Genomic DNA, 22708 nt, shown 5'->3' on the forward strand with positions numbered 1-22708 from the left:
TCATGAGATTCTTTTCGTTCGGTCGCCTCAACAATCCGAACCTCGCGAAGACCGATCAGGGCACGGGCTCGCTCGACGACTACCTCTACGACCTCGTGCCGCGCAACAAGCGGGTGCGCATCCAACTCGCCGACAGCGACCCCTGCCAGGACGCACTGCGCACCGTGATCGAGCAAGGCGTGACAGAGACCGAGGCTTTCATCACTCGCCGGAGCGCGGCCGATGAACGAACGGATGCGCCGACGCCGGTGCGCCTGTTCGTGAACCAGCGGCCGACCCCGGTCGTCGGCTTCGTGCCCCGCGGCCTCGAGGCTCCTGTCGAAGCCGCCCTCGGGCGCCTCGCGGACTCGGGAAAGTCGACGCGCATGGAGGCGACGATCCGCGAGACGAAGAACGGTCTCAGGGTCGACCTGGCCATCGGCCTCACGCGCTGAGGCCCACAGCCACGGGGCCGGCTCACCCGCTGGCATCGTCGTTCCCGCTTCCCTCGCGCGCCGCGGAGGGGTTGAATGGCGATATGGTCATCGGCGATCCTCGGCGCTCAGGCGTTCCCGACCGGCACGATGCCGGGACGGGCTCGCTGGCCGACTACACCTACAACCTCTTTCCCCGGTTCACGAGCGTGGTGCTGCGGGTCGCCGGCAGCACGCCGTTCCAGTCCGAGCTGCGAGAACTCCTCGAATCGCCGACGCCACCGCATGACGCGTTCGTCGAGCGACGGCCGCCGGCGGAGGACCGTGTCGACGCACCGATGCCCGTGCGCCTCTGGATCGGATCCGAGCTGAGCGGGATGGTCGGGTACGTTCCCCGGGGCCTCGAGGCACCCGTCGACGCGTGCCTCGGCCGACTGTCCGACAGGGGCAAAGGACCGCGGATCCCGTGCACGATCGTCTCGACCCGGCACGGGCTGCGGGTCGACCTCGGCATGGGGCGGGCCTACTGACTCGTCGCTCCCTCATGGGCGAACGTGCTTGGATTGACGGATGCATCCCCGGTCTCGCAAGCTCCCGCTGTTCGACTGGGAGCCCTTCCTCCTGGGTATCGTGCTCCTCGCGGCCCTCGCCGCGTCGCTCACGGTACGGCTCGCCGTGACCGGAACGATCGTGGGAGTGATCGCCGCACTCGTGGCCCTGCCCGCGATCGTGCAGCTCGTCAGGATCGGACTCAGGACCGGGGGAGAGCGCAACTCGGCGTCGAGGCTGGTGCGCCTCGACGGATTCGACCTGCGGCCCGTCGCCACGGACGGAACGCTCATGCTCGACGAGACGAACAGGCGCCAGGACTCGATCGACCTCGCCCTCGGATGGACCGAACACTCCTTCACCGTCGTGCTCTGGCCCTCTGCCACCCGCTGGCTCGGTCGCGAACTGCGCACCGAGGCGTACTTCGTCGGGGGCCCGCGACCCGCCCGGGCGGGATTCCTGCCCCGCGGAACCGACGCATCCATCGGCGAGGCCCTCGAGAGCCTGCGTGATACGGGCGTGCTGGTCACCGTCGACGCACGCATCTTCGGCGACGGCAAGCTGCCCGATCCCACTCGGCCGTTCACTCGTCTCGCCCGTCCTCTCACCGTCGAGGTCGGCCGACCCGTCGACGACGCACTGGCCGGCATCCGGCCCTGATCAGCCCCCGCCTGCTAGGATCGGCTTGTCGCCCTTACTGGGCGGCGCGAATAAATCAATACACGAGCACCAATGCGGAGCAGGCCGGCAGGACGCTGGTCACCGGTGGTGGGTTTCGGAACGCGACGCGCGGTCCGAGGTTTTCTACTGTTGGCCAGACATGCGCCCCTACTCTCAGGGTTCCAATGCGCGTACGTGCACGGGTCTCGCAATCGGCGAGCACCCCCATGTCGCTCTGTCACCCCACTCCGCTGTACGCATCGCGAGAGCCCACACGGGGCCGCGAATCCCCTGGGCCTGCATGGCAGGGGGAGACAAAACAAAAGGAGAAACCCCCATATGGAGGGTCCAGAAATCAAATTCGCCGAAGCCGTTCTCGACAACGGCAAGTTCGGCACCCGCACGGTCCGCTTCGAAGCGGGTCGTCTGGCACAGCAGGCACAGGGCGCCGTCGCGGCCTACCTCGACGAGGAAACCATGCTGCTGAGCGCCACCAGCATCGGAAAGCACCCGAAGGACAACTTCGACTTCTTCCCGCTCACCATCGATGTCGAAGAGCGCAGCTACGCCGCCGGAAAGATCCCCGGATCGTTCTTCCGCCGCGAGGGCCGCCCCTCGACCGAGGCCATCCTGGTCTGCCGCCTCATCGACCGCCCCCTGCGCCCGTCGTTCGTCAACGGCCTCCGCAACGAGGTCCAGGTCGTCATCACGGTGCTGAGCATCGCGCCCGACGAGTTCTACGACACCCTGGCGATCAACGCGGCTTCCGCGTCGAGCCAGATCTCGGGAATCCCGTTCTCGGGTCCCATCGCCGGTGTGCGCCTCGCACTCATCGGTGACCAGTGGGTCGCCTTCCCCAAGTACTCGCAGCTCGAGGAGGCCGTCTTCGACCTCGTCGTCGCCGGCCGTGTCGTCACCGACGCCCAGGGCAACGAAGACGTCGCGATCATGATGGTCGAGGCCGAAGCCACCGAGAACAGCTGGAACCTGATCCAGGCCGGCGCCACGAAGCCCAATGAGGAGATCGTCGCCCAGGGCCTCGAGGCCGCCAAGCCGTTCCTCAAGCAGCTCGTCGCCGCCCAGGCCTCGCTTGCCGCGCAGGTCAACAAGGCCGTTCGCGACTACCCCGTCTTCCCCGCCTACAGCCAGGCCGGATACGACGCCGTCGCGGAGCTCGCCTACGACGAGCTCGTCTCGATCTACCAGATCGCCGACAAGACCGAGCGCCAGGACGCAGACGACGCGCTGAAAGAGCGCGTCAAGCTGGCGATCAACGACAAGGTGACCGCGGGCGAGCTGTCCGGCGACATCCCGCCGATGGTCTCCGCCGCCTACAAGTCGGTCACGAAGACGGTCGTCCGCGGCCGCATCCTCACCGAGGGCATCCGCATCGACGGTCGTGGCCTCGCCGACATCCGTCCGCTCGACGCCGAGGTGCAGGTCATCCCGCGCGTCCACGGCTCTGCCATCTTCCAGCGCGGTGAGACCCAGATCCTGGGCGTCACCACGCTGAACATGCTCAAGATGGAGCAGCAGATCGACTCGCTGAGCCCGATCAAGAAGAAGCGCTACCTGCACCACTACAACTTCCCGCCCTACTCCACCGGAGAGACGGGTCGTGTCGGTTCGCCGAAGCGTCGCGAGATCGGGCACGGCTTCCTCGCCGAGCGCGCCATCGCGCCGGTGCTGCCGAGCCGCGACGAGTTCCCCTACGCGATCCGCCAGGTGTCCGAGGCTCTCGGCTCCAACGGATCCACGTCGATGGGTTCCGTCTGCGCCTCCACCCTGTCGCTGCTGAACGCCGGTGTGCCGCTGCGCGCACCCGTGGCCGGTATCGCCATGGGCCTCGTCTCCGACACGATCGATGGAGAGACCCGCTACGCGGCGCTCACCGACATCCTCGGCGCTGAAGACGCGCTCGGCGACATGGACTTCAAGGTCGCTGGAACGTCCGAGTTCATCACCGCGATCCAGCTCGACACGAAGCTCGACGGTCTGCCCACGAGCGTGCTCGACGGCGCCCTGAAGCAGGCGAAGGCTGCGCGTACCGCGATCCTGAACGTCATCAACTCCGCGATCGACGCTCCCGACGAGATGGCACCGACCGCGCCCCGCGTCATCAGCGTGCAGATCCCCGTCGACAAGATCGGCGAGCTGATCGGCCCGAAGGGCAAGACGATCAACGCGATTCAGGACGAGACCGGCGCCGACATCTCGATCGAGGAAGACGGCACCGTGTACATCGGAGCCGTCGACGGTCCTTCCGCAGAGGCCGCGCGTGCGCAGGTCAACGCGATCGCCAACCCGACCAACCCCGAGGTCGGCGAGCAGTTCCTCGGAACCGTCGTCAAGATCGCGACGTTCGGTGCGTTCGTCTCGCTGCTGCCCGGCAAGGACGGCCTGCTGCACATCAGCGAGGTCCGCAAGCTCGCCGGTGGCAAGCGCGTCGAGAACGTCGAAGACGTGCTCGGCGTCGGCCAGAAGATCCTGGTCGAGATCACCAAGATCGACGACCGCGGAAAGCTGTCGCTCGCTCCCGTGGTCGCCGACGACGCAGACACCGAGGGCTCCGCTGCCGCCAGCGAGGGCCCCGAGGCTCCGGCCGAAGGCTAGTCACGCGTCAGTCGAATGCCCGTCCCACTGAAGGTGGGGCGGGCATTCGTCGTTGGGGGCATTCGTCGTTTGGGTCCCCTGCCCAACTACACTGCCTTCATGACGCCGAACGACGACGCCAGCACCTCTACGGCCTTGCCACCTGCCCGATTCCGACTCGCGATCGACGGAAGCATCTTCGGATGGGCCTCGGGAGTCGAGGCCACGGCCGCCGTTCTCGACGCGTTCTACGACGCGGGCGGTCGTCTGATCTCTACGGCGGACCACTACGCGGGCGGCCGCAGCGAGGTCATGATCGGCAACTGGGTGCGCACGCGCAAGAGGCGTTCGCAGGTGTTTCTCGCGACCAAGATCGGTCGTCACCCGGATGCGCCGGGGCTGAGCGCCCACAGCATCGCGGCAGCGGCCGACGCGTGTCTCGAACGGCTCCAGACCGACCACATCGATCTGCTCTCGTTCGATGGAGATCATCCCCAGACGCCTTTGGAGGAGAGTCTCGCGGCCGCAGCGGCTCTCATCGACAGCGGCAAAGTGCGAGCCCTCTCCGCATCGTCGTATTCGGGCGCGCGCCTCCTGCAGGCCAGGCAGGCTGCCGACGAACTCGGACTGCCGCGATTCAGGGCCGTGTTCAGCCCGTACAGCCTCATGACCCGTCGCCCCGTTGAGAACGACCTGCTCCCGGCCGTGTCGACCCTCGGCATCGGCATCTTCGCGCGACTGCCCCTCGCGAACGGCTTCCTCACCGGCGCCTACCGCAGTCAGAACGATGTCCCCGACTCCGTCATGTTCGTCGACGCCGCCCAGCATCTCGGTCGAGCCGGCTTCAGGGTCCTCAAGGCGCTCGAGCAGGTCGCGTCCGAGCAGGGCGCATCGCTCGGCGCGTGCGCCCTGGCCTGGGTGCGTTCCAGACCCAACGTCATCGCCCCCGTGGTGCGGGCGGCGTCGGCCGATCAGGTCGCCGAACTCGTGGCATCCGTCGATATCGTTCTGCAGCCGCACCAGCTCGCCGCCCTCGATCGCGCGTCGGAGTGACATAGGCTGGGCGCGATGAACACCGCCGTGCCACTGCCCTTGACCCTGCCTGAACTCCGCGTCGAAGCCTCGGGTGGTTCGCTGGTCCGCCGCACGATCCTGCCGTCGGGGGTGCGCATCCTCACCGAGAAGATGCCCGGCGCCCAGAGCGCAACGGTCGGCTACTGGGTCGCTGTGGGCTCGCGCGACGAACGCGGCAGCGTGCTCGCGGGACCGACGGAGGCCGCCGTTCCCTCGCGTTTCGGCTCGACGCATTTTCTCGAGCACCTGCTGTTCAAGGGAACGCCCACTCGGTCGGCCCTCGACATCGCCGTGGCCTTCGACGCCGTGGGTGGAGAGCACAACGCCGCCACCAGCAAGGAATACACCTGCTACTACGCCAAAGTGCGAGACCAGGACCTGCCCATGGCGATCGACGTGATCGCCGACATGCTCACGTCCTCGCTGATCGAACCCGGCGAATTCGAGACCGAACGGGGCGTCATCCTCGAGGAGCTGGCCGAGGCATCCGACGACCCCTCCGACGTCGCGGGTGAACGATTCTTCGAGGCCGTGCTGGGGGATCATCCGCTCGGCCGTCCCGTCGGTGGCAGCGCCGAGACCATCCGGGCCGTCTCCCGTGACGCGGTCTGGCAGCACTACCTCGAGAACTACCGCCCTCAAGACCTCGTCATCACAGCCGCCGGCGCGGTCGACCACGACGAGCTCGTGTCGAGGGTCACGGCGGCGCTCACCGCTGCGGGCTGGGACCTGAAGCGCACAGCCGATCCTGTGGCCCGTCGCGAATCGGCCGGAGCCGTCGTGCGCCGGGGATCTCCCCTCGTGGTGGTTCAGCGCCCGAACGAGCAGGCGAGCCTGATCGTGGGCACCTCGGGTTTCACAGCGAACGACGAACGCCGTTCCGCACTCAGCGTGCTCGGCTCGGTATTCGGCGGAGGCATGTCGTCGAGGCTGTTCCAGGAGATCCGGGAGAAGCGGGGGCTGGCCTACTCGGTGTACTCGTTCGCTCCGTCGTACTCCGACGCCGGACTCTTCGGCATGAACGCGGGCTGCACGCCGGCCCGTGTCGGCGAGGTCGCCGAACTCATGATCGACCAGCTGCACCTGCTCGCCGACCAGGGCATCACGGCAGAAGAGTTGCGACGCGCGCACGGGCAGCTCTCCGGTTCCGCGGCCCTTGCGCTCGAAGACTCCGACACGCGGATGTCGCGGCTCGGGCGGGCGGAGATCACCCAGGGCGAGTTCGTCGATCTCGACGAGGCTCTGCGACGACTCGACCGGGTCACGCCGAGCGACGTGCAAGATCTGGCCCGCGACATCGCCTCCCGTCCGCTCTCCATCTCGGCCGTGGGCGCCATCTCGGACGGCGCGTTCGATCGCCTCGAGGCAACGCTCGCGGGAGCGACATCGTGACCCGCACGCTCTACCTCGTGCGGCACGGCGAGCAACAGGATGCCGAGTACGGCATGGACGACGGCCCCCTGTCGCCGAGGGGCCAGCGACAGGCTCGGCTCATCGCGGAACGACTCGGGGGCGTGCCCTTCACCAATGTCTGGCATTCGCCTCTTCAGCGCGCCGAGGACACGGCCGCGATCATGGCGGAGCATCTGCCGGCGCTGCAGCCCGAGTCCACGGCTCTGCTGTTCGACTGCGTCCCCACCGGCTACTCGCCCCAGATGCCGCATGCGTTCCAGCCGTTCTTCAACTCCGTGACCATCGAGCAGGTCGACGCCGGCAGGGCGCAGATGGCCGACGCCGTCTCGGAGTTCCTCTCACCGACCCGTGAGACGACGAACGACCTGCTCATCACGCACAACTTCGTCATCGGCTGGCTCGTGCGCGAGGCCATGGGCGCTCCCGATTGGCGCTGGGTCGGCGTCAATCAGGCCAACTGCGGGCTCACGATCATCAACATCAAGGCCGGCAGGCTGCCCGAACTCGTGACGCACAACGACCTGGGCCATCTCCCTGTCGAACTGCGCACCGGTCTTCCCGAGGCCCAGCCCTACTGACCGACTACCCAGCGGCAGCCAGCTGCTTCGCGTACCAGACGGTCGCGTTGGGGTTGTCGTTGTAAGGATCGACGCGCACATAGCCCCGCTTGGAGTACAGTCGCCCGGCGTCGGTGAGGGTGTGATGCGTGTCGAGAACCATCACGTCGGCCCCGAACTGCCGAGCACGGGACTCGAGCTCGGTCATCAGGGCTCCGGCCACCCCCTGCCCCCGACTCTCCGGCGCCAGCCAGAGGTGCTTGACCTCGAAACGCACCCGGCCGTGCTCGTCGGGCGAGATCCGGCGGATGCCGCCGCATCCGACCGGCCGGTCGTCTCCGGCGAGGAGGAACACCCCGTCCGGCTCCTGGAACGCGCTCGGATCGGGGTAGACCACGGTGTACGCGCCCTGCGCCGGCGGGAACTCGATGGCCCTCCACGTGAAGTAGTCGGTGAGCAGCCGGTGGGCTTCGGGGGAGTCCGTTCTGGCCTCGCGTATGGTCATACGTCAAGGCTAGGCGAGGTGCCGCGACTTGGTAGGTTGGTTCAATGACTACGAAGGTCGCCGTCGTCGGCGCATCCGGCCGCATGGGACGACTCGTCTCGAAGATCGTCACCGAGACGCCGGGCTTCGAGCTCTACGCGCAGATCGGATCGACGGGCGACCTGTCGGAGATGCTCGGAGCCGACCTCGCCGTCGACGTCACCATTCCCGCCGTGTCGCACACCATCGTCGAGTTCGCCGTCTCCCACGGCATTCCCGTGCTGGTGGGCACCTCGGGCTGGTCCGCCGACCGCATCCGCGCGCTCGAGAGGCGTCTGGCCTCGACCCCCGACCTCGGCGTGGTCATCATTCCGAACTTCTCCGTCGGGTCGGTGCTCGCCAGCTCGTTCGCCGCCATGGCGGCACGATTCTTCGACTCCATCGAGATCGTCGAGGCGCACCACGCCACGAAGATCGACTCGCCGTCGGGCACGGCGGTCAGAACCGCGGAGCTCATCGCCGCAGCCAGAGGAACACTGGGCCCGGTCTCGGCCCCGCACACGGATCAGCGCGCGCGTGGCCAGCAGGTCGCGAGCGTTCCCATTCACAGCCTTCGCCTGCAGGGCGTCGTGGCCAAGCAGGACGTGATCCTCGGGGGAGTGGGCGAAGTGCTCACGATCAGTCACGAGACCCTGGCCCCGAGCGCATACGAGGCCGGAATCGCCATCGCACTGCGCGCGAGCATCGAGGCTCGCGGTGTGGTCGTCGGGCTCGACAGGCTCATCGACCTCTCGGCAGGACAGGGCGATTGAGCACCGTGCTCCCCATGATGTTCGACCGGGCCGGCCGATGAAGGGGCGCATCGCCGCCCTGTCGATGGCCGTGCTTCTGGCCCTGTACCTCGTGCTCGTCGCCGATCGCGCGATACGCCTCGTCGCGACGGGTGTGCCCGTTGCCATCGGACTGGGTGTCGCGCTCATCGTCTTCCCGTTCATCGCCGCCTGGGCGCTGATGAGGGAACTCCTCTTCGGCATCCGCACCGAACGATTGGTCAAAGACCTCGCGGCGGAGCACGCCCTGCCCGAGGACGACCTGCCGAGACGGCCGAGCGGGCGTCCCGACAGGGAGGCCGCCGACGCCGAGTTCGATCGGTATCGGGCAGAGGTCGACGCCGCCCCCGAGAGCTGGCGCGCCTGGTTCAGGCTGGGCCTGGCCTACGACGCGAGCGGCGACCGACGCCGGGCTCGGGCGGCCCTGCGGCGAGCTATCGCCCTGAACCGCCAGGCTGCCTGACCGCCAGGCTGCCTGACCTCTCGAGCGCTGGCAGTTCGCCCCGTGCTACTTCGACAGGGCCGTGGTCAGGCCCTGATCGACGCTCTCGTCGCGGAAAGAGAACCCGTCTGCCACGAGCAGCTGCGACGACACGTTCTGATCCGACAGGAGCAGCTCCTTGCCGGCATCGGCGAGGGCCGCCTTGATGGCCCATCCGGGTGCGGGAAGCCAGAACGGCCTGTTGAGCTTGCGCGCCAGGGTCTCCGACAGCTCGGTGGCCGTCACCGGATGCGGCGCCGCGAGGTTCACAGGCCCGACCAGCGACGAGTGGAGTGCGAGGTGCATGATGGCCGCAGCCTCGTCGTGGAGGCTGATCCAGGGCCAGATCTGGGTTCCGGCGCCGAGCGGTCCGGCCACGCCGAGTCGGGCGAGGATCTCCAGTGGCTTCAGGGCGCCGCCATCACCGAGAACGAGACCGGTGCGAGCCATCACGACCCGTGTATTCGACGAGGCCTTCGATGCGGCGCGCTCCCAGGCCTCGACGACCTTGGCGAGGAATCCATCGCCCTGCGCCGAGGTCTCGGTGAGGATCTCGGCCGGACGGTCGCCGTAGAAGCCCACGGCCGAGCCGTTGACCAGCGTGTGCGGGGGAGAGGACGACTTGGCGATCGCGGCCGCGATCGTGCTCGTGGCCTGGATCCGCGACGAGAGGATCTGCTTCTTGTACGGCAGGGTCCACGGCAGTCGTGAAATGGATGCGCCCGACAGATTCACGATGACGTCGGCGGCATCGACGGTGGCCACGTTCAGCCACGAGACCTCCGGGTCCCACTGGCGTTCCTTCGGGTGGTGGGTGGGGTGCCTCACGAGGCGGATCACCAGGTGACCGGCCTCCTCGAGCTGGCGCGTCAATTCGGTGCCGATCATGCCGGATGCGCCGGCAATGACGATGGTCTGCTGTTCAGGCATACGGCCTCCCCTTTGTTCCAGCCTAACCGCCTCGTCTGCTCCGGCCTCGAACGTCTTCGCCGGCGTGGGCAATCGGTGCTACCGTTGCAGGGTGTTGTTCGGTCTGCTCCTTCTTAGCTGCCGCGACGAGTCCTAGTCTCAGGCCTCCCTCGTCGCGGAGTTCGCCGTTGGCTGACCATCTGAAGACCTAAGAGGAACCAGACCGTGAAGAACAATCAATCAGCGTCGGCCATGCCGATTCACAAGTACCGACCGTTTCACGAGCAGATCGTCGTCGACCTGCCCGATAGAACATGGCCCGCGAAGCGCATCACCGAGGCGCCCCGCTGGTGCGCCGTCGACCTGCGCGACGGGAACCAGGCGCTCATCGACCCGATGAGCCCCGAGCGCAAGCGTGTGATGTTCGACCTGCTCGTGCGCATGGGCTACAAGGAGATCGAGGTCGGGTTCCCGAGCGCGAGCCAGACCGACTTCGACTTCGTACGCAGCCTCATCGAAGAGAACGCCATCCCCGACGACGTCACGATCCAGGTCCTGACGCAGGCTCGCGAACACCTCATCGCCCGCACCTACGAGTCGATCGCCGGGGCGAAGCAGGCGATCGTGCACCTCTACAACTCCACCTCCATCCTGCAGCGCGACGTCGTCTTCCGCAGCGACAAGCAGGGCATCATCGACATCGCCCTGGCCGGCGCTCGCCTGTGCCGCCAGTACGAGAAGACCGTGCCCGAGACGACGGTGTACTACGAGTACTCGCCCGAGAGCTTCACGGGCACCGAGCTCGAGTTCGCTCTGGATGTCTGCAACCAGGTCATCGAGATCTTCGAACCGACCGCAGATCGCAAGGTCATGATCAACCTGCCGGCCACCGTCGAGATGGCGACGCCCAACGTCTACGCCGACTCGATCGAGTGGATGAGCCGCAGGCTCGCCCATCGCGAGAACATCGTCCTGTCGCTGCACCCCCACAACGACCGGGGAACGGCCATCGCCGCGGCGGAGCTCGGCTATCTGGCCGGCGCCGACCGCATCGAGGGATGCCTGTTCGGCAACGGCGAGCGGACGGGCAACGTCGACCTGGTCGCGCTCGGCATCAACCTGTTCACCCAGGGCATCGATCCGCAGATCGACTTCTCCGACCTCGACGAGATCCGGCGCACGGCCGAGTACTGCAACCAACTGAAGGTCCCGGAGCGCAGCCCGTGGGCCGGCGACCTGGTCTACACGGCCTTCAGCGGCTCCCATCAAGACGCGATCAAGAAGGGCTTCGAGGCCATGGCCGTCGACGCCGCCGCCCAGGGCAAAGACGTCGACGACCTGGTCTGGGCCGTGCCCTATCTGCCCGTCGACCCCAAAGACCTGGGTCGCAGTTACGAGGCGGTCATCCGCGTCAACTCCCAGTCGGGCAAGGGCGGCGTGGCCTACCTGCTGAAGAACGACCACGCGCTCGACCTGCCGCGCAAGCTGCAGATCGAGTTCTCCGGGGTCGTCCAGGCGAAGACCGACGCCGAAGGCGGCGAGGTCACGAGCGAGCAGATCTGGGAGATCTTCCAGGACGAGTACCTGCCAGCTCCGGCCGAGCAGGCCGAATCGAAGTGGGGCCGCTTCGAGCTCACCCGCACGCGCACGGCGAGCGACATGTCCGGAAGCGTCTCCCTGCAGGTCGAGTTGCGCATCGGCGACGAGACGCTCGACACGCAGGCGTCCGGCAACGGTCCCATTGCGGCGTTCCTGAACGTGCTGTCCGAGCAGGGTGTCGAGGTGAAGCTCTACGACTACGTCGAGCACGCGCTCAGTGCCTCGGGCGACGCCCTCGCCGCCGCTTACGTCGAGCTGCAGGTCAACGGCACGCGGCTCTGGGGTGTGGGTATCGATGCCGACATCTCGACGGCGTCTCTGAAAGCCGTCGTCAGCGCCGTGAACCGCGCCATCCGGGTCTCTGATGCGGATCGCGAGCTCGCCGCGGTCTGATTCGGCCCGCCGCCGCTGTCAGCCCTGCCCCGGCTTCGCCGTTCGGCGGAGTCGGGGCCAGCGCGGCCGCAGCGCGGCGCGAGAGATGCGGGGCATACGCCGGATGGCGCGCTGCTCGGGCAGGCTCCATCCGTAGCGCACCGCCAGCAGGCGCACCACGGTGGTGACGATGACGCAGATGATCGCCGCGACGGTGATGTCCATGCCGCCGGTCCAGAACGCGACCAGCACGGCCGAACCGGCTCCCGCGGCGACGGCGTACAGCGATCCCACGTGCATCAGGGCGATGGGCATGGCGAGCAGAACGTCGCGCACCACGGACCCGCCGACCGCCGAGACGACGCCGACGAAGATCGACGGGATGACCGGAAGGCCCAGCGACAGCGCCTTGGTCGTACCGATCGCTCCGAAGAGTCCGATGGTGAGGGCGTCGAGGATCGTGATGACCGTGTCGAGCCTCTCGAAGAGGCGCACGAGCAGCATGCCGAACAGCGCCGAGAGCACGGCGACGCTCAGGTACCAGTTGGTGTGCAGGGCGACCAGCGGCACCACGAGGAAGATGTCGCGGAGCAGACCTCCGCCGAGTCCGGTCGCGACGCCGATGATGGCGACGCCGAGCAGGTCGAGGCGCCGGTCCCTGAACTGGGAGGCGAACATGGCGCCCTGCAGACTGCCGATGCCGACGGCCAACAGGTCGGCCCAGAGAGGGATGGAGAAGGGCTCGGCTGCTGACACCTTCAAGGTGTACCACGACCGCGCGTGCGCCGGGCATTCGCGTGGCCGAGGGTCGATAATGGATCGTGCCTGTTTACCGTGACGACTGTGTGGTGCTGCGCACCCACAAGCTGGGTGAAGCGGATCGCATCGTCACCATGCTCACGCGCCAGCATGGCAAGGTTCGGGCCGTCGCCCGCGGAGTGCGCCGCACGGGATCGAAGTTCGGAGCGCGCCTCGAGCCGTTCATGGTCGCCGACGTGCAGTTCTACGAGGGCCGGTCGCTCGACACGGTCACCCAGGCCGAGACGATCTCCTCCTACGGGGCCGCCATCACCGCCGACTACGCCAGCTACACGGCGGCCAGCGCCATGGTCGAGACAGCCGACAAGCTCAGCGAGGCCGAGGCCGGCCTTCCGCAGTACCTGCTGCTCGTCGGGGCGCTGCGCTCGCTCTCCCGAGGCGAGCATGGCGCGAGCCTCACTCTCGATTCCTATCTGCTGCGCGCCCTGTCGATGGCGGGTTGGGCGCCGAGCTTCCACGACTGCGCGGTCACCGGCGAGCCCGGTCCCCATTCCGCTTTCGTCGTGCAGCTCGGGGGAGTCGTGAGCGACTCGGTGGCTCCTCCCGGCACCCCTCGGCTCGACGCGCAGACCGTGGGTCTCCTCAGCGCCCTGCTCACGGGTGACTGGGCGCGCGCGGACGCGTCCGACCAGGCATCCCGTTCGAAGGCCAGCGGTGTCGTCTCGGCCTACACGCAGTGGCACCTGGAGCGGGGACTGCGTTCCCTCGAGCACGTGGACCGCTCGGCGCAGAAAGAACAGCGCCAGCAGCAGCAGCAGCGCCAGGAGCAGCAGCAGCGCCAGGAGGCCGCGTCATGAGCAGATCCCGAGCGTCGGACGTTCCGGAGTTCCGCCCCCTCGACTGGACCGGAGTGTATCCGCCCGACATTCCGCGAGGCCAGGTTCCCGCCCACGTGGCCGTCGTGATGGACGGCAACGGTCGCTGGGCGAATTCGCGGGGCCTGACCCGTGTCGAAGGACACCGTGCGGGCGAGGCGGCGCTGCTCGACGTCGTGGCCGGCGCCATCCAGATCGGTGTCAAGCACCTCAGCGTCTACGCGTTCTCCACCGAGAACTGGAAGCGTTCGCCCGACGAGGTGCGTTTTCTCATGGGCTTCAATCGAGAGGTGCTGCACCGTCGCCGCGACCAGCTCAACGAGTGGGGCGTTCGCATCCGGTGGGCGGGGCGCAAGCCCAGGCTGTGGGCGAGCGTCATCAAAGACCTGCAGCTCGCGGAGCAGCTGACCGCGTCGAACAGCACGATGACGCTGAGCATGTGCGTCAACTACGGCGGTCGCAACGAGATCGTTGATGCCGTGACCGCCATCGCCGATGAGGTGCGGGCCGGAAGGCTCAAGCCTTCCGGCATCAGCGAGAAGACCATCCAGAAGCACCTGTACCTGCCCGACCTGCCCGACGTCGATCTCTTCGTGCGCAGTTCGGGCGAGCAGCGCACCAGCAATTTCCAGCTCTGGCAGTCGGCCTATGCCGAGATGGTATTCCTCGACAGGCTGTGGCCCGACTTCACCCGCGCCGACCTGTGGCAGGCGATCGAGCACTACACAGGCCGCTCCCGCCGCTTCGGTGGCGCCATCGACGCGCCCTCGTCGCCGACCCGCTGACACTGTTTGGGCCCGCTGAGGCGGCACACCGTCTTTTCTGTGGGCTTTGCGGAGGTTTCTGCTGGGTTTGCGGAGGGCTCTACAGGGTTTATTCGGATCCCGGCATCCGGCTGGCGCCATCGGTTGATCCGAGGTGATGGGATTATCAGCGACCGACACCGAGCTGGTCGGGGTCACCAGGGTCACCAGGGTTACCGGGGTCACCATGGTCTGCCTGTTCGTTGGTGTCCGGCGGGCCTCGGTGATCGGTTCGGGTCTTGCCAGCTCGGTGGTCTGACATGCGGTCTGCCGTGGATCATCACGAGTTGCCATGCCGAGGTGTGGATGGTGGCGTGGTGGAACGGGCACAGTAGCGCGAGGTTGTCGATGTCGGTCCGTCCGGGGGGATAGTCCTCACTCACCCACGGGGTCACGTGGTGGGCCTGGCACCGTGAGGGTGGCGCGGTGCAGCCGGGGATGACGCATCCTCCGTCCCGGGCGGCGAGTGCTCTGCGTTGCCTTCGGGTGGCCAACCGTTTCGTCTTGCCGTGATGCAGGACCTCGCCGTGCTGACCGAAGAGGGTGGTGATGGTGTCGCCGTGGCAGCGGAGTTGGTCGACGGTGCTGATAGGGATGGGCTCCGAAGTGCCGTCGATCCATGCGGCGCCGTGCCCGGATTGGAGGTCGTCGAGGGTGACGTGCACGTTCACGGTCGGCGCCGCCCCGTTCAGCAGCGACGCGGTCGGCGAGGTGGCGGCCAGCTCGAGGAGGGTCATGACCGCATCGAGAAGCTTCTGCTCCGCCGTGCGCGAGTCGATGACCGCCTCGTCGCCCGTGGTGTCGTCTTGTGATGCGGGTTCGTGCGGAGAGAGGCCGTCGCTCGCGAGCCCACCGTCTGCCTGGTCCCCGAAGATGCTCTGATTGCCGGTGATGCCTGCACCGGCATGACCGAAATCGGTCACTTCTTGGCTTGCCGTGCGTGGTGGCGGATTCGGTGTGTCGGGGGTGCGCGGGCTGAGGATGGAGTCGACCGCGGCGAGGAACACTCCGAGTTGCAGAGGTGGGAGCGCGTAACGGCCTCTCGCCATGCCATCGGCGCCCACTTTCGGGTAGCTGAACCCACGCAGGGACTGTTTTACGGCGTCGCGGGGTTGGGCACCGTCGGGGTCGAGGTGTTCGCGGATGCGGATCACAAGCCGGCCGATCTCCTCGACCGTGTACCGCCTCGGCACCCTCCACAAGGCGTCCACGTCGCCTGTGCCGCCTCCCTCGTCCAGACCTGCATCCGCGCCGGCATCGGCGTCGGCGTCAGTATCGGTATTGGCATCGATGGCGGCATCGGCGATCGTGGCCATCGCGGCGGCGACCAGATGCCGTTCGGCCCGGTCGGTGGCATCCGACCAGCCAGTGCGGTTCACCACCTCGGACAGGGTGCGGCAGATCACCGCCGCCGTATCGACACCCACCTGACCGGCGAAGAACGCCTCCTCCACGACCGGGAAGAAACTCGGATTCGGGGTTCCCGAGATCGCCGCGGCGACCAGATGCCGTTCGGGATCGCCGCGGCGACCAGATGCCGTTCGGCCCGGTCGGTGKCATCCGACCAGCCAGTGCGGTTCACCACCTCGGACAGGGTGCGGCAGATCACCGCCGCCGTATCGACACCCACCTGACCGGCGAAGAACGCCTCCTCCACGACCGGGAAGAAACTCGGATTCGGAGTTCCCGAGATCGAGATCGACGACCGCAACCGCTGACCCAGACCGATGCGGGCCGCCGCAGTGCGCTCCGAGACGTTCGCGGTCGCGGCGAGGAGCTTTCGCGCTGACGGGAACCCGTGACGGTATGCCAGCCCTGTGGTGTCGAGTTCGCGGCGGGACTCGTTCGCGACTTCGGCCGCGACCCAGGTGCGGGCCGCGTCGCCGGCGCGACCGATCGCCTCCCAGGCGTGGGCCGGACTCGTTCGCGACTTCGGCCGCGACCCAGGTGCGGGCCGCGTCGCCGGCGCGACCGATCGCCTCCCAGGCGTGGGCCGCTTCGAGCAAGGCGTCACCGGGATCGGCGCCTGGGCTGGCACCGGTGTACAGGGCTGCGCGGTTCTCGTCGAGGAGCTCACGGAGGCGCTCGGCGATGTCGCCGAGGGATGCGTCGTGGAGGTCCATACGAGAAGTCAAACAGTAGCCACTGACATTGGGTCGGCAGGGGCATTTAATGCATGATCAGGGAATATGGGTGTGGATAACTTGGCCAGAACGGGGGCTGTGGAGGAGAGGATGAGGCGAGCTCGGGCGGCCCTTCGACAAGCTCAGGGAACGGACGGGGAGCCCAGCGCGCGGCACGCGGCCGTGCCGTCAGGCTGAGCGCGGCTTCAGTTCGTCGGTGATGTCCGCGACCGTCGCGCCGTAGGCATCCAGGAGCGCGTCTGCGTCGACGAAGGCCGACAGGCCGTGCGCGCCGGCGCCGAGCGCGATGCGCCGTCCGACGATGCGCTCGTCGGCGAACACCGGCCACGCCGTGGTGCTTCCCAGCGGAGTGATAGTGCCGCGCTCGTAGCCGGTAGCATCGCGCGCCACGTCCTGGTGGGGAAGCGAGAGCTTGTTGACCTTCACGATCGCGCGCAGCTTCGCCCAGCTGATCTGCCGATCGCCCGGCACCAGCGCGAAAACGAAGTCGCCGTCGTGTCGCTTCACGACGAGGGTCTTCACGATGCCCGACGGCTCGAGGCCCAGGCCTGCCGCCGCCTCTTCGAGGCTGTTCGCGGGCGGACGCTCGACGATCTCCACGGAAAGCCCTCGGCTCGTCGCATCCTCGATCACCCGGTCACGTCCTGACGTCGTCATAGAAGAAGTCAACCACGCAGCTGCGAGAACCTTCCCGACGCAGATCGCGATCGCGACGATCATCGAGACCACGACGTGGGAATAGCAACGATCATCCTGCCGTTGCCACCCGTGTGACCGATCTTCAGAATCCCGCAGCCCTCACTCCCATCAAGGTCGACGTCTGGAGCGACATCGCCTGCCCGTGGTGCTATATCGGCAAGCGCAAGCTCGAGGCGGGCATCGAGGCATTCGCGGCGACGCCCGGCACCCCGTCGGTCGAGATCGAGTACCACAGCTTCGAGCTCTCGCCTGATACGCCCGTCGACTTCGAGGGCGACGAGGTGGAGTTCCTCGCGAACCACAAGGGCATTCCGGCGGAGCAGGCCCGGCAGATGCTCACCCGCGTGGTCGGCATCGCCGAAGACGTGGGACTGCACTACGACTACGACGCGCTGCAGCATGCCAACACGGTGAAGGCGCACGAACTCATCCACTATGCGAAGGCGCACGGCCTGCAGCTCGAGGCCAAGGAACGACTGCTCAAGGCGTACTTCGAAGAGGGCCGCAACGTCGGCCGCATCGATGATCTCGCCGATCTCGCCGCCGAGATCGGACTCGACCGCGACGACGTCGTGCGATCGCTCGAATCGAGCGAGTACCTCGCCGCTGTGAGGGCCGACCAGCGCCAGGCGCAGGAGTACGGCATCCAGGGCGTGCCGTTCTTCGTGATCGACGGCAAGTACGGCGTCTCGGGTGCGCAGGATGCCGCCACGTTCTCCGAGGTGTTCGGCCAGGTGGCGGGCGAGCGCACCGACGCGCCGGCAGCACGATGACCGACGCCGTAGACAGCGCGAAGATCCTCGCGCCCGCAACCGCCCCTGCGCTGCGACTCCTCGGAGCAGCCGGTGCCGTCTGCGTCGACGGCACCTGCACCGTCGAACCGACCGTCGCCGCCGACCTGCAGTAACCGACCCGCAGTGAGCCGGCCGCGGTGACAGACCCGACGCGCCCATCGTCGTCCACAGTTCGTCTGCCTCCGGCACGATGCACCGATTTCTCTGGGAGAATCGATCAGTCATGACTTCCTCCCTCGCCACAGCCACCCAGACAGCTCCGGCGCCGAAACTCTCCATCGGCCCGATCGAGCTCGATGTTCCGGTGGTGCTCGCGCCGATGGCCGGTATCACGAACACCGCGTACCGCAGGCTCTGCCGCGAGTACGGCGCCGGTCTCTACGTCAGCGAGATGATCACCAGCCGCGCCCTCGTGGAACGCACCCCGGAATCCATGCGGCTGATCCGCCACCACCCGTCCGAGACCCTTCGATCCATCCAGCTCTACGGTGTCGACCCGGCCACCATGCGCCAGGCGGTCACCATGCTGGTCGATGAGAACCTCGCCGATCACATCGACATGAACTTCGGATGCCCCGTGGCCAAGGTCACGCGCAAGGGCGGTGGGTCCGCGCTGCCCTGGAAGCTCGGGCTGTTCCGCCAGATCGTCGAGGAGGCGGTCGACGCCGCCGGCGACATCCCCGTCACCGTGAAGATGCGCAAGGGCATCGACGACGACCACCTCACCTACCTCGAGGCGGCCAAGGCTGCCGAGGGTGCGGGAGTCAAGTCCATCGCCCTGCACGCCCGCACGGCGGCCGACTTCTACTCGGGCCAGGCCGACTGGTCTGCGATCGCCACCCTCAAAGAGACGATCACGAGCATCCCGGTGCTCGGCAACGGCGACATCTGGTCGGCCGACGACGCGATACGCATGGTCGACGAGACCGGATGCGACGGGGTCGTCGTCGGGCGCGGGTGCCTCGGTCGTCCGTGGCTGTTCGGCGACCTCGCCGACGCGTTCCGTGTGCGAAGCGGCGAGCTCGACCCCTCTGTGGCGTCCGCATCGCGGGCGGCTCCGACACTCGGCCAGGTGGCATCGGCGATCCGTCGACACACCGAGCTGCTGAGCGAGTTCTTCGACGATGAAGACCGCGCCTGCCGCGACATCCGCAAGCACGTGGCCTGGTACTTCAAGGGCTACCCCGTGGGCCACGAGGTGCGGGCCAGCCTCAGCATGGTCTCCTCGCTCGCCGAGATGGACGACGTGCTCGCCACCCTCGACGGCTCCCTCCCGTACCCGGGCATCGACGCCGAAGGTCCGCGCGGCCGCGCCGGCTCGCCCAAGCGCCCCTCGCTCCCCGACAAGTGGCTCGACTCCCGCGAGCTCGCCATGCCCGAGCGCGCCGAACTCGCCAGCGCAGAGCTCCACCACAGTGGCGGATAGTGCCGTGACCTCACTCTCCGACACCGCATCCCCGATCACCGTCCTGCCCCTCGGCTACGAGTCAAGAGACAGCGACCGCATCGTCGCCGAGCAGCACTCCTCGCGCCGCAGCGACTTCGCCCGCGACCGCGCGCGCATCCTGCACTCGAGCGCATTCCGCCGGCTCGCCGCCAAGACCCAGGTGCTCTCGCCGGCAGACCTCGACTTCGCCCGCAACCGTCTCACGCACTCGCTCGAGGTCGCCCAGGTCGGCCGCGAACTGGCGACGAGTCTCGGGCTCGACCCCGACGTCGTCGACACGGCCTGTCTCGCCCACGACCTCGGGCATCCGCCGTTCGGGCACAACGGTGAGCGTGCGCTGGCCGAATGGGCGGCCGACATCGGCGGTTTCGAGGGCAACGCGCAGAGCCTCCGCATCCTCACCCGGCTCGAGCCCAAGGTGGTCTTCGCCGACGGCACGAGCGCCGGGCTCAACCTCACCCGGGCGAGCCTCGATGCCAGCTGCAAGTACCCGTGGACCATCGCCGACGCCATCGGCGACCCCAGCGGGCGAGCGAAGTACGGGGTCTACCCCGAAGACGACGCCGCGTTCCGCTGGCTGCGCGATGGTGCGCCCGCGGGGCAGAAGTGCATCGAGGCACAGGTCATGGACCTCTCCGACGACATCGCGTACTCGGTGCACGACTTCGAAGACGCCGTGCTCACCGGCTACATCGACGTCGGAGCCCTGGGCGCTCGGGCCGACCACGACGACCTCGTAGCCGCCATCTCGTCGTGGGTGGGCGGCGAGTTCAGCCGCGACGAACTGACCGCGGCGTTCGATGAGCTGACCTCCCTCGAGATCTGGCTCGACGGCTGGGACGGCTCCCGGCTAGCGCAGGGCAGGCTGAAGGATCTCACCAGCCAGCTGATCGGCCGCTTCGCCGGGCGATCCACGGCGGCCACCCGCGAGGCGTACCCCGCCGAGGCGCTTGCACGGTTTGGCGGAAGCGTCGTCGTTCCTCGCCCCGTGCAGGCGCAGATCGCGGTGCTCAAGGGCATCGTCGCCGCCTACGTGATGGCCAGCGATTCGCGCCAGCCCCTCTACGTCGAGCAGCGCGCCATTCTCACGTCGCTGGCCACCGAGCTCTTCAGGCTGGGCGAGGGCGCGCTCGAGGTGGCGTTCGCGGCCGACTGGCGCGAGGCATCCGACGACGCCGCCCGCAAGCGCGTGGTCGTCGACCAGGTCGCCAGCCTCACCGACCAGTCCGCGATCGCCTGGAGCAGGGGACTGCTCGGCTGATGGCTGGACTCATTCTCAGGCGTGACATCGATGAGGTGCGCTCCCGCATCAATCTGGGCGACGTCGTCGGCGAGTACGTCACGCTGAAGAGCGCGGGAGTCGGGTCGATGAAGGGGCTCTGCCCGTTCCACGACGAACGCAGCCCCAGCTTCCACGTTCGCCCGCAGGTGGGCTACTACCACTGCTTCGGCTGCGGCGAGGGCGGCGACGTCTTCACCTTCCTGCAGAAGATGGACCACGTCTCGTTCAGCGAGGCCGTCGAGCGCATGGCCGCGCGCATCGGCTTCGAGCTGCACTACGAAGACGGGGGAGCACCGAGCGACTACTCGAGCAGGGCGAGGCTGCTCGCCGCCAACGACGCCGCACGCGAGTTCTTCATCGAACAGCTGATGACTCCCGATGCCGAGGTGGGCCGGCGCTTCCTCGGCGAGAGGGGCTTCGACGCCTCTGCGGCTGAGCGCTTCGGCGTGGGCTTCGCGCCGAAGGGGTGGGACATCCTCGGCAAGCACCTGAGGTCGAAAGGATTCACCGCCGAGGAGCTGAGCGCCGCCGGACTCACGAGCACCGGCGAGCGCGGAAGCTACGACCGGTTCCGGGGTCGGCTCATCTGGCCCATTCGCGACCAGACGGGCCAGACGGTCGGATTCGGCGCGCGCCGCCTGCTCGACGACGACAAGGGCCCGAAGTACCTGAACACGCCCGAGACCCTCGTGTACCACAAGTCGCAGGTGCTGTACGGGCTCGACCTCGCCAAGCGCGACATCGCCCGCAGCCACCAGGTCGTGATCGTCGAGGGTTACACCGACGTCATGGCCTGCCACCTGGCCGGGGTCACGACCGCGGTCGCCACCTGCGGCACCTCCTTCGGCGTCGATCACATCAAGGTGATGCGTCGCGTGCTGTCCGACGACACGGCCGGGCTCGGCGAAGTGATCTTCACCTTCGACCCCGACTCCGCGGGCCAGAAAGCGGTGCTGCGCGCGTTCAGCGAGGAGCACCGGTTCGCCGCGCAGACCTATGTGGCGGTCGCTCCCGACGGGCTCGACCCCTGCGATCTGCGGCTGGGCCGGGGCGACGACGCGGTGCGCAGACTCGTGACCGGCAAGAAGCCCATGTTCGAATTCGTCATCAAACAGCGACTCTCGACGTTCGACCTCAACTCGGTCGAGGGCCGCGTGGCCGCGCTGCGGGCCGCCGCTCCTGTCGTGGCCGACATCCGTGACCCGTCGATCCGGCCCGGCTACGCCCGCGAGCTCGCCCGGCTGCTCGGCATGGACCTCGGCGAGGTCGGCCGAGCGGTGGATGCCGCCGGCAGGTCGAGCGAGCACGCCACGTCCCGCGAACTGGAATCTCCACGACTGGCACCGGCCGCAGAAGGCGGGCCGGCATCCATCACCTCGCTCGAGGTCGCGCCGCCCGTCGCGATATCCCTCACCAGCCTGCCGAGCACCACGGCGACCCGCCTCGAGCGCGACGCGCTCATGGCGATGCTCCAGTTTCCGACCAGCGTCGGAAAGGACCTGCTTGCGCGCGGCACAGCTGTCGCATTCAGCAACGGTGCGTTGGCGGCGGTGCGCGACGCGGTGGCCATGCGCCTGAACTCGTTCGACAGGCCCGACTGGGCGTCGATCATCCAGGAGACCGTGCCCGACCCCGTGAAGACGCTCGTCGCCCAGCTGGCGGTCGCCCCGGTGCCCGAGCGCCCGGAACGAGAACTCGACGTCTATCTCCAGCAGGTCGTGCTGTCGCTGGTCGAACGCGACCTGGTTCGTCGCAAGGAGGAGCTGCTCGGCCAGTTCCAGCGCACCGATGCGACCGCACACCCCGACGAGCATCGCTCGTTGCAGCGCCAGCTGATGCAGGTCGAGGCCGACAGGCGCGCACTGCGCGAATAGTCGAGGTTGGCAGCAAAGCGATGCTGCTGGACAGAAAGCGACTTGTTTCGATCCGGTAAACATGTCCGCCGCCGCATGCTGTCAGCTTGGTGACAGTT

The 22708-nt window shown here is 67.8% G+C and carries 23 protein-coding genes; 17 read left to right on the forward strand and 6 right to left on the reverse strand.

The genetic code is table 11. The features are described 5' to 3' along the window. Nucleotides 1–2 precede the first annotated feature (2 nt). From ASF06_RS15485 to ASF06_RS15515, 7 genes are all read left to right on the forward strand, one after another. Complete coding sequence (locus ASF06_RS15485) at nt 3–434, forward strand: hypothetical protein (protein WP_055949107.1); 432 nt, start codon at nt 3–5, stop codon at nt 432–434. An 83-nt stretch (nt 435–517) separates the two neighbouring features. Beyond that, nucleotides 518–943, forward strand: coding sequence for a hypothetical protein (locus ASF06_RS15490; RefSeq protein ID WP_055949110.1), 426 nt, complete (start codon nt 518–520; stop codon nt 941–943). A gap of 40 nt (nt 944–983) precedes the next feature. Then, nucleotides 984–1622 carry a hypothetical protein gene (locus ASF06_RS15495; RefSeq protein WP_055949112.1) on the forward strand — a complete coding sequence of 213 codons (639 nt, stop codon included), beginning with the start codon at nt 984–986 and terminating at the stop codon, nt 1620–1622. 339 nt (nt 1623–1961) lie between these two features. Next, nucleotides 1962–4235, forward strand: coding sequence for a polyribonucleotide nucleotidyltransferase (locus tag ASF06_RS15500; RefSeq protein ID WP_055929176.1), 2274 nt, complete (start codon nt 1962–1964; stop codon nt 4233–4235). A gap of 99 nt (nt 4236–4334) precedes the next feature. Continuing rightward, nucleotides 4335–5267, forward strand: coding sequence for an aldo/keto reductase (locus ASF06_RS15505; protein WP_162237719.1), 933 nt, complete (start codon nt 4335–4337; stop codon nt 5265–5267). A gap of 15 nt (nt 5268–5282) precedes the next feature. After that, nucleotides 5283–6680, forward strand: a complete 1398-nt coding sequence (locus ASF06_RS15510; protein ID WP_055949115.1) for a M16 family metallopeptidase — start codon at nt 5283–5285, stop codon at nt 6678–6680. Next, on the forward strand, nt 6677–7279 hold the full coding sequence (locus tag ASF06_RS15515; protein ID WP_055929168.1) for a histidine phosphatase family protein: 603 nt from the start codon (nt 6677–6679) through the stop codon (nt 7277–7279). The genes ASF06_RS15510 and ASF06_RS15515 overlap by 4 nt, the downstream gene beginning before the upstream one ends. A 4-nt stretch (nt 7280–7283) precedes the next feature. Here the strand turns inward: ASF06_RS15515 and ASF06_RS15520 are convergent, their stop codons facing one another. Next, a complete protein-coding gene (locus ASF06_RS15520) occupies nt 7284–7763 on the reverse strand; it encodes a GNAT family N-acetyltransferase (protein WP_055949118.1) in 480 nt (159 codons plus the stop codon). Between the two features lie 44 nt (nt 7764–7807). Between ASF06_RS15520 and dapB the strand changes: the two genes are divergently transcribed. Next, complete coding sequence (gene dapB / locus ASF06_RS15525) at nt 7808–8554, forward strand: 4-hydroxy-tetrahydrodipicolinate reductase (RefSeq protein ID WP_055949121.1); 747 nt, start codon at nt 7808–7810, stop codon at nt 8552–8554. A gap of 37 nt (nt 8555–8591) precedes the next feature. Next, the gene (locus ASF06_RS15530; RefSeq protein WP_055949123.1) at nt 8592–9035 is read left to right on the forward strand and encodes a tetratricopeptide repeat protein; all 444 of its coding nucleotides are present in this window, start codon (nt 8592–8594) and stop codon (nt 9033–9035) included. A gap of 45 nt (nt 9036–9080) precedes the next feature. Here the strand turns inward: ASF06_RS15530 and ASF06_RS15535 are convergent, their stop codons facing one another. Continuing rightward, nucleotides 9081–9983 (reverse strand): TIGR01777 family oxidoreductase, encoded by a 903-nt coding sequence (locus ASF06_RS15535; protein WP_055949126.1) that lies wholly within the window; start codon nt 9981–9983, stop codon nt 9081–9083. 204 nt (nt 9984–10187) lie between these two features. Between ASF06_RS15535 and leuA the strand changes: the two genes are divergently transcribed. Next, nucleotides 10188–11954 carry a 2-isopropylmalate synthase gene (gene leuA, locus ASF06_RS15540; RefSeq protein WP_055949129.1) on the forward strand — a complete coding sequence of 589 codons (1767 nt, stop codon included), beginning with the start codon at nt 10188–10190 and terminating at the stop codon, nt 11952–11954. An 18-nt stretch (nt 11955–11972) separates the two neighbouring features. Here the strand turns inward: leuA and ASF06_RS15545 are convergent, their stop codons facing one another. Beyond that, nucleotides 11973–12689 carry a trimeric intracellular cation channel family protein gene (locus ASF06_RS15545; protein ID WP_055949132.1) on the reverse strand — a complete coding sequence of 239 codons (717 nt, stop codon included), beginning with the start codon at nt 12687–12689 and terminating at the stop codon, nt 11973–11975. A 65-nt stretch (nt 12690–12754) separates the two neighbouring features. On the opposite strand from ASF06_RS15545, the gene recO reads away from it, so the two are divergent. Together recO and ASF06_RS15555 are read left to right on the forward strand one after the other, a co-directional pair. Beyond that, on the forward strand, nt 12755–13549 hold the full coding sequence (gene recO, locus ASF06_RS15550; protein ID WP_082501000.1) for a DNA repair protein RecO: 795 nt from the start codon (nt 12755–12757) through the stop codon (nt 13547–13549). Beyond that, on the forward strand, nt 13546–14352 hold the full coding sequence (locus ASF06_RS15555; RefSeq protein WP_055949135.1) for an isoprenyl transferase: 807 nt from the start codon (nt 13546–13548) through the stop codon (nt 14350–14352). Before recO ends, ASF06_RS15555 begins: the two co-directional genes overlap by 4 nt. Before the next feature lie 200 nt (nt 14353–14552). Here the strand turns inward: ASF06_RS15555 and ASF06_RS15560 are convergent, their stop codons facing one another. From ASF06_RS15560 to ASF06_RS15570, 3 genes are all read right to left on the reverse strand, one after another. Further along, a complete protein-coding gene (locus ASF06_RS15560; RefSeq protein ID WP_157439230.1) occupies nt 14553–15752 on the reverse strand; it encodes an HNH endonuclease signature motif containing protein in 1200 nt (399 codons plus the stop codon). Between the two features lie 20 nt (nt 15753–15772). Then, entirely contained in the window at nt 15773–16447 is a 675-nt protein-coding gene (locus ASF06_RS20225; RefSeq protein ID WP_082501001.1) for a DUF222 domain-containing protein, read from the reverse strand. A gap of 235 nt (nt 16448–16682) precedes the next feature. Next, nucleotides 16683–17171 carry an aminoacyl-tRNA deacylase gene (locus ASF06_RS15570; protein ID WP_055929135.1) on the reverse strand — a complete coding sequence of 163 codons (489 nt, stop codon included), beginning with the start codon at nt 17169–17171 and terminating at the stop codon, nt 16683–16685. 113 nt (nt 17172–17284) lie between these two features. Between ASF06_RS15570 and ASF06_RS15575 the strand changes: the two genes are divergently transcribed. The 5 genes from ASF06_RS15575 (at nt 17285) to dnaG (ending at nt 22610) form a co-directional block, all read left to right on the forward strand. Continuing rightward, nucleotides 17285–17986 (forward strand): DsbA family oxidoreductase, encoded by a 702-nt coding sequence (locus ASF06_RS15575; RefSeq protein ID WP_055949144.1) that lies wholly within the window; start codon nt 17285–17287, stop codon nt 17984–17986. Beyond that, nucleotides 17983–18120, forward strand: coding sequence for a hypothetical protein (locus tag ASF06_RS19595; protein ID WP_157439231.1), 138 nt, complete (start codon nt 17983–17985; stop codon nt 18118–18120). Before ASF06_RS15575 ends, ASF06_RS19595 begins: the two co-directional genes overlap by 4 nt. A gap of 110 nt (nt 18121–18230) precedes the next feature. After that, the gene (gene dusB / locus ASF06_RS15580) at nt 18231–19433 is read left to right on the forward strand and encodes a tRNA dihydrouridine synthase DusB (RefSeq protein WP_055949147.1); all 1203 of its coding nucleotides are present in this window, start codon (nt 18231–18233) and stop codon (nt 19431–19433) included. Nucleotides 19434–19437: 4 nt separating this feature from the next. After that, on the forward strand, nt 19438–20715 hold the full coding sequence (locus ASF06_RS15585; RefSeq protein WP_442853934.1) for a deoxyguanosinetriphosphate triphosphohydrolase: 1278 nt from the start codon (nt 19438–19440) through the stop codon (nt 20713–20715). Next, nucleotides 20715–22610 (forward strand): DNA primase, encoded by a 1896-nt coding sequence (gene dnaG / locus ASF06_RS15590; RefSeq protein WP_055929121.1) that lies wholly within the window; start codon nt 20715–20717, stop codon nt 22608–22610. The genes ASF06_RS15585 and dnaG overlap by 1 nt, the downstream gene beginning before the upstream one ends. The last annotated feature ends 98 nt before the right edge of the window (nt 22611–22708 follow it).

The sequence above is a fragment of the Agreia sp. Leaf244 genome (assembly GCF_001422695.1).
Lineage (GTDB): Bacteria > Actinomycetota > Actinomycetes > Actinomycetales > Microbacteriaceae > Agreia.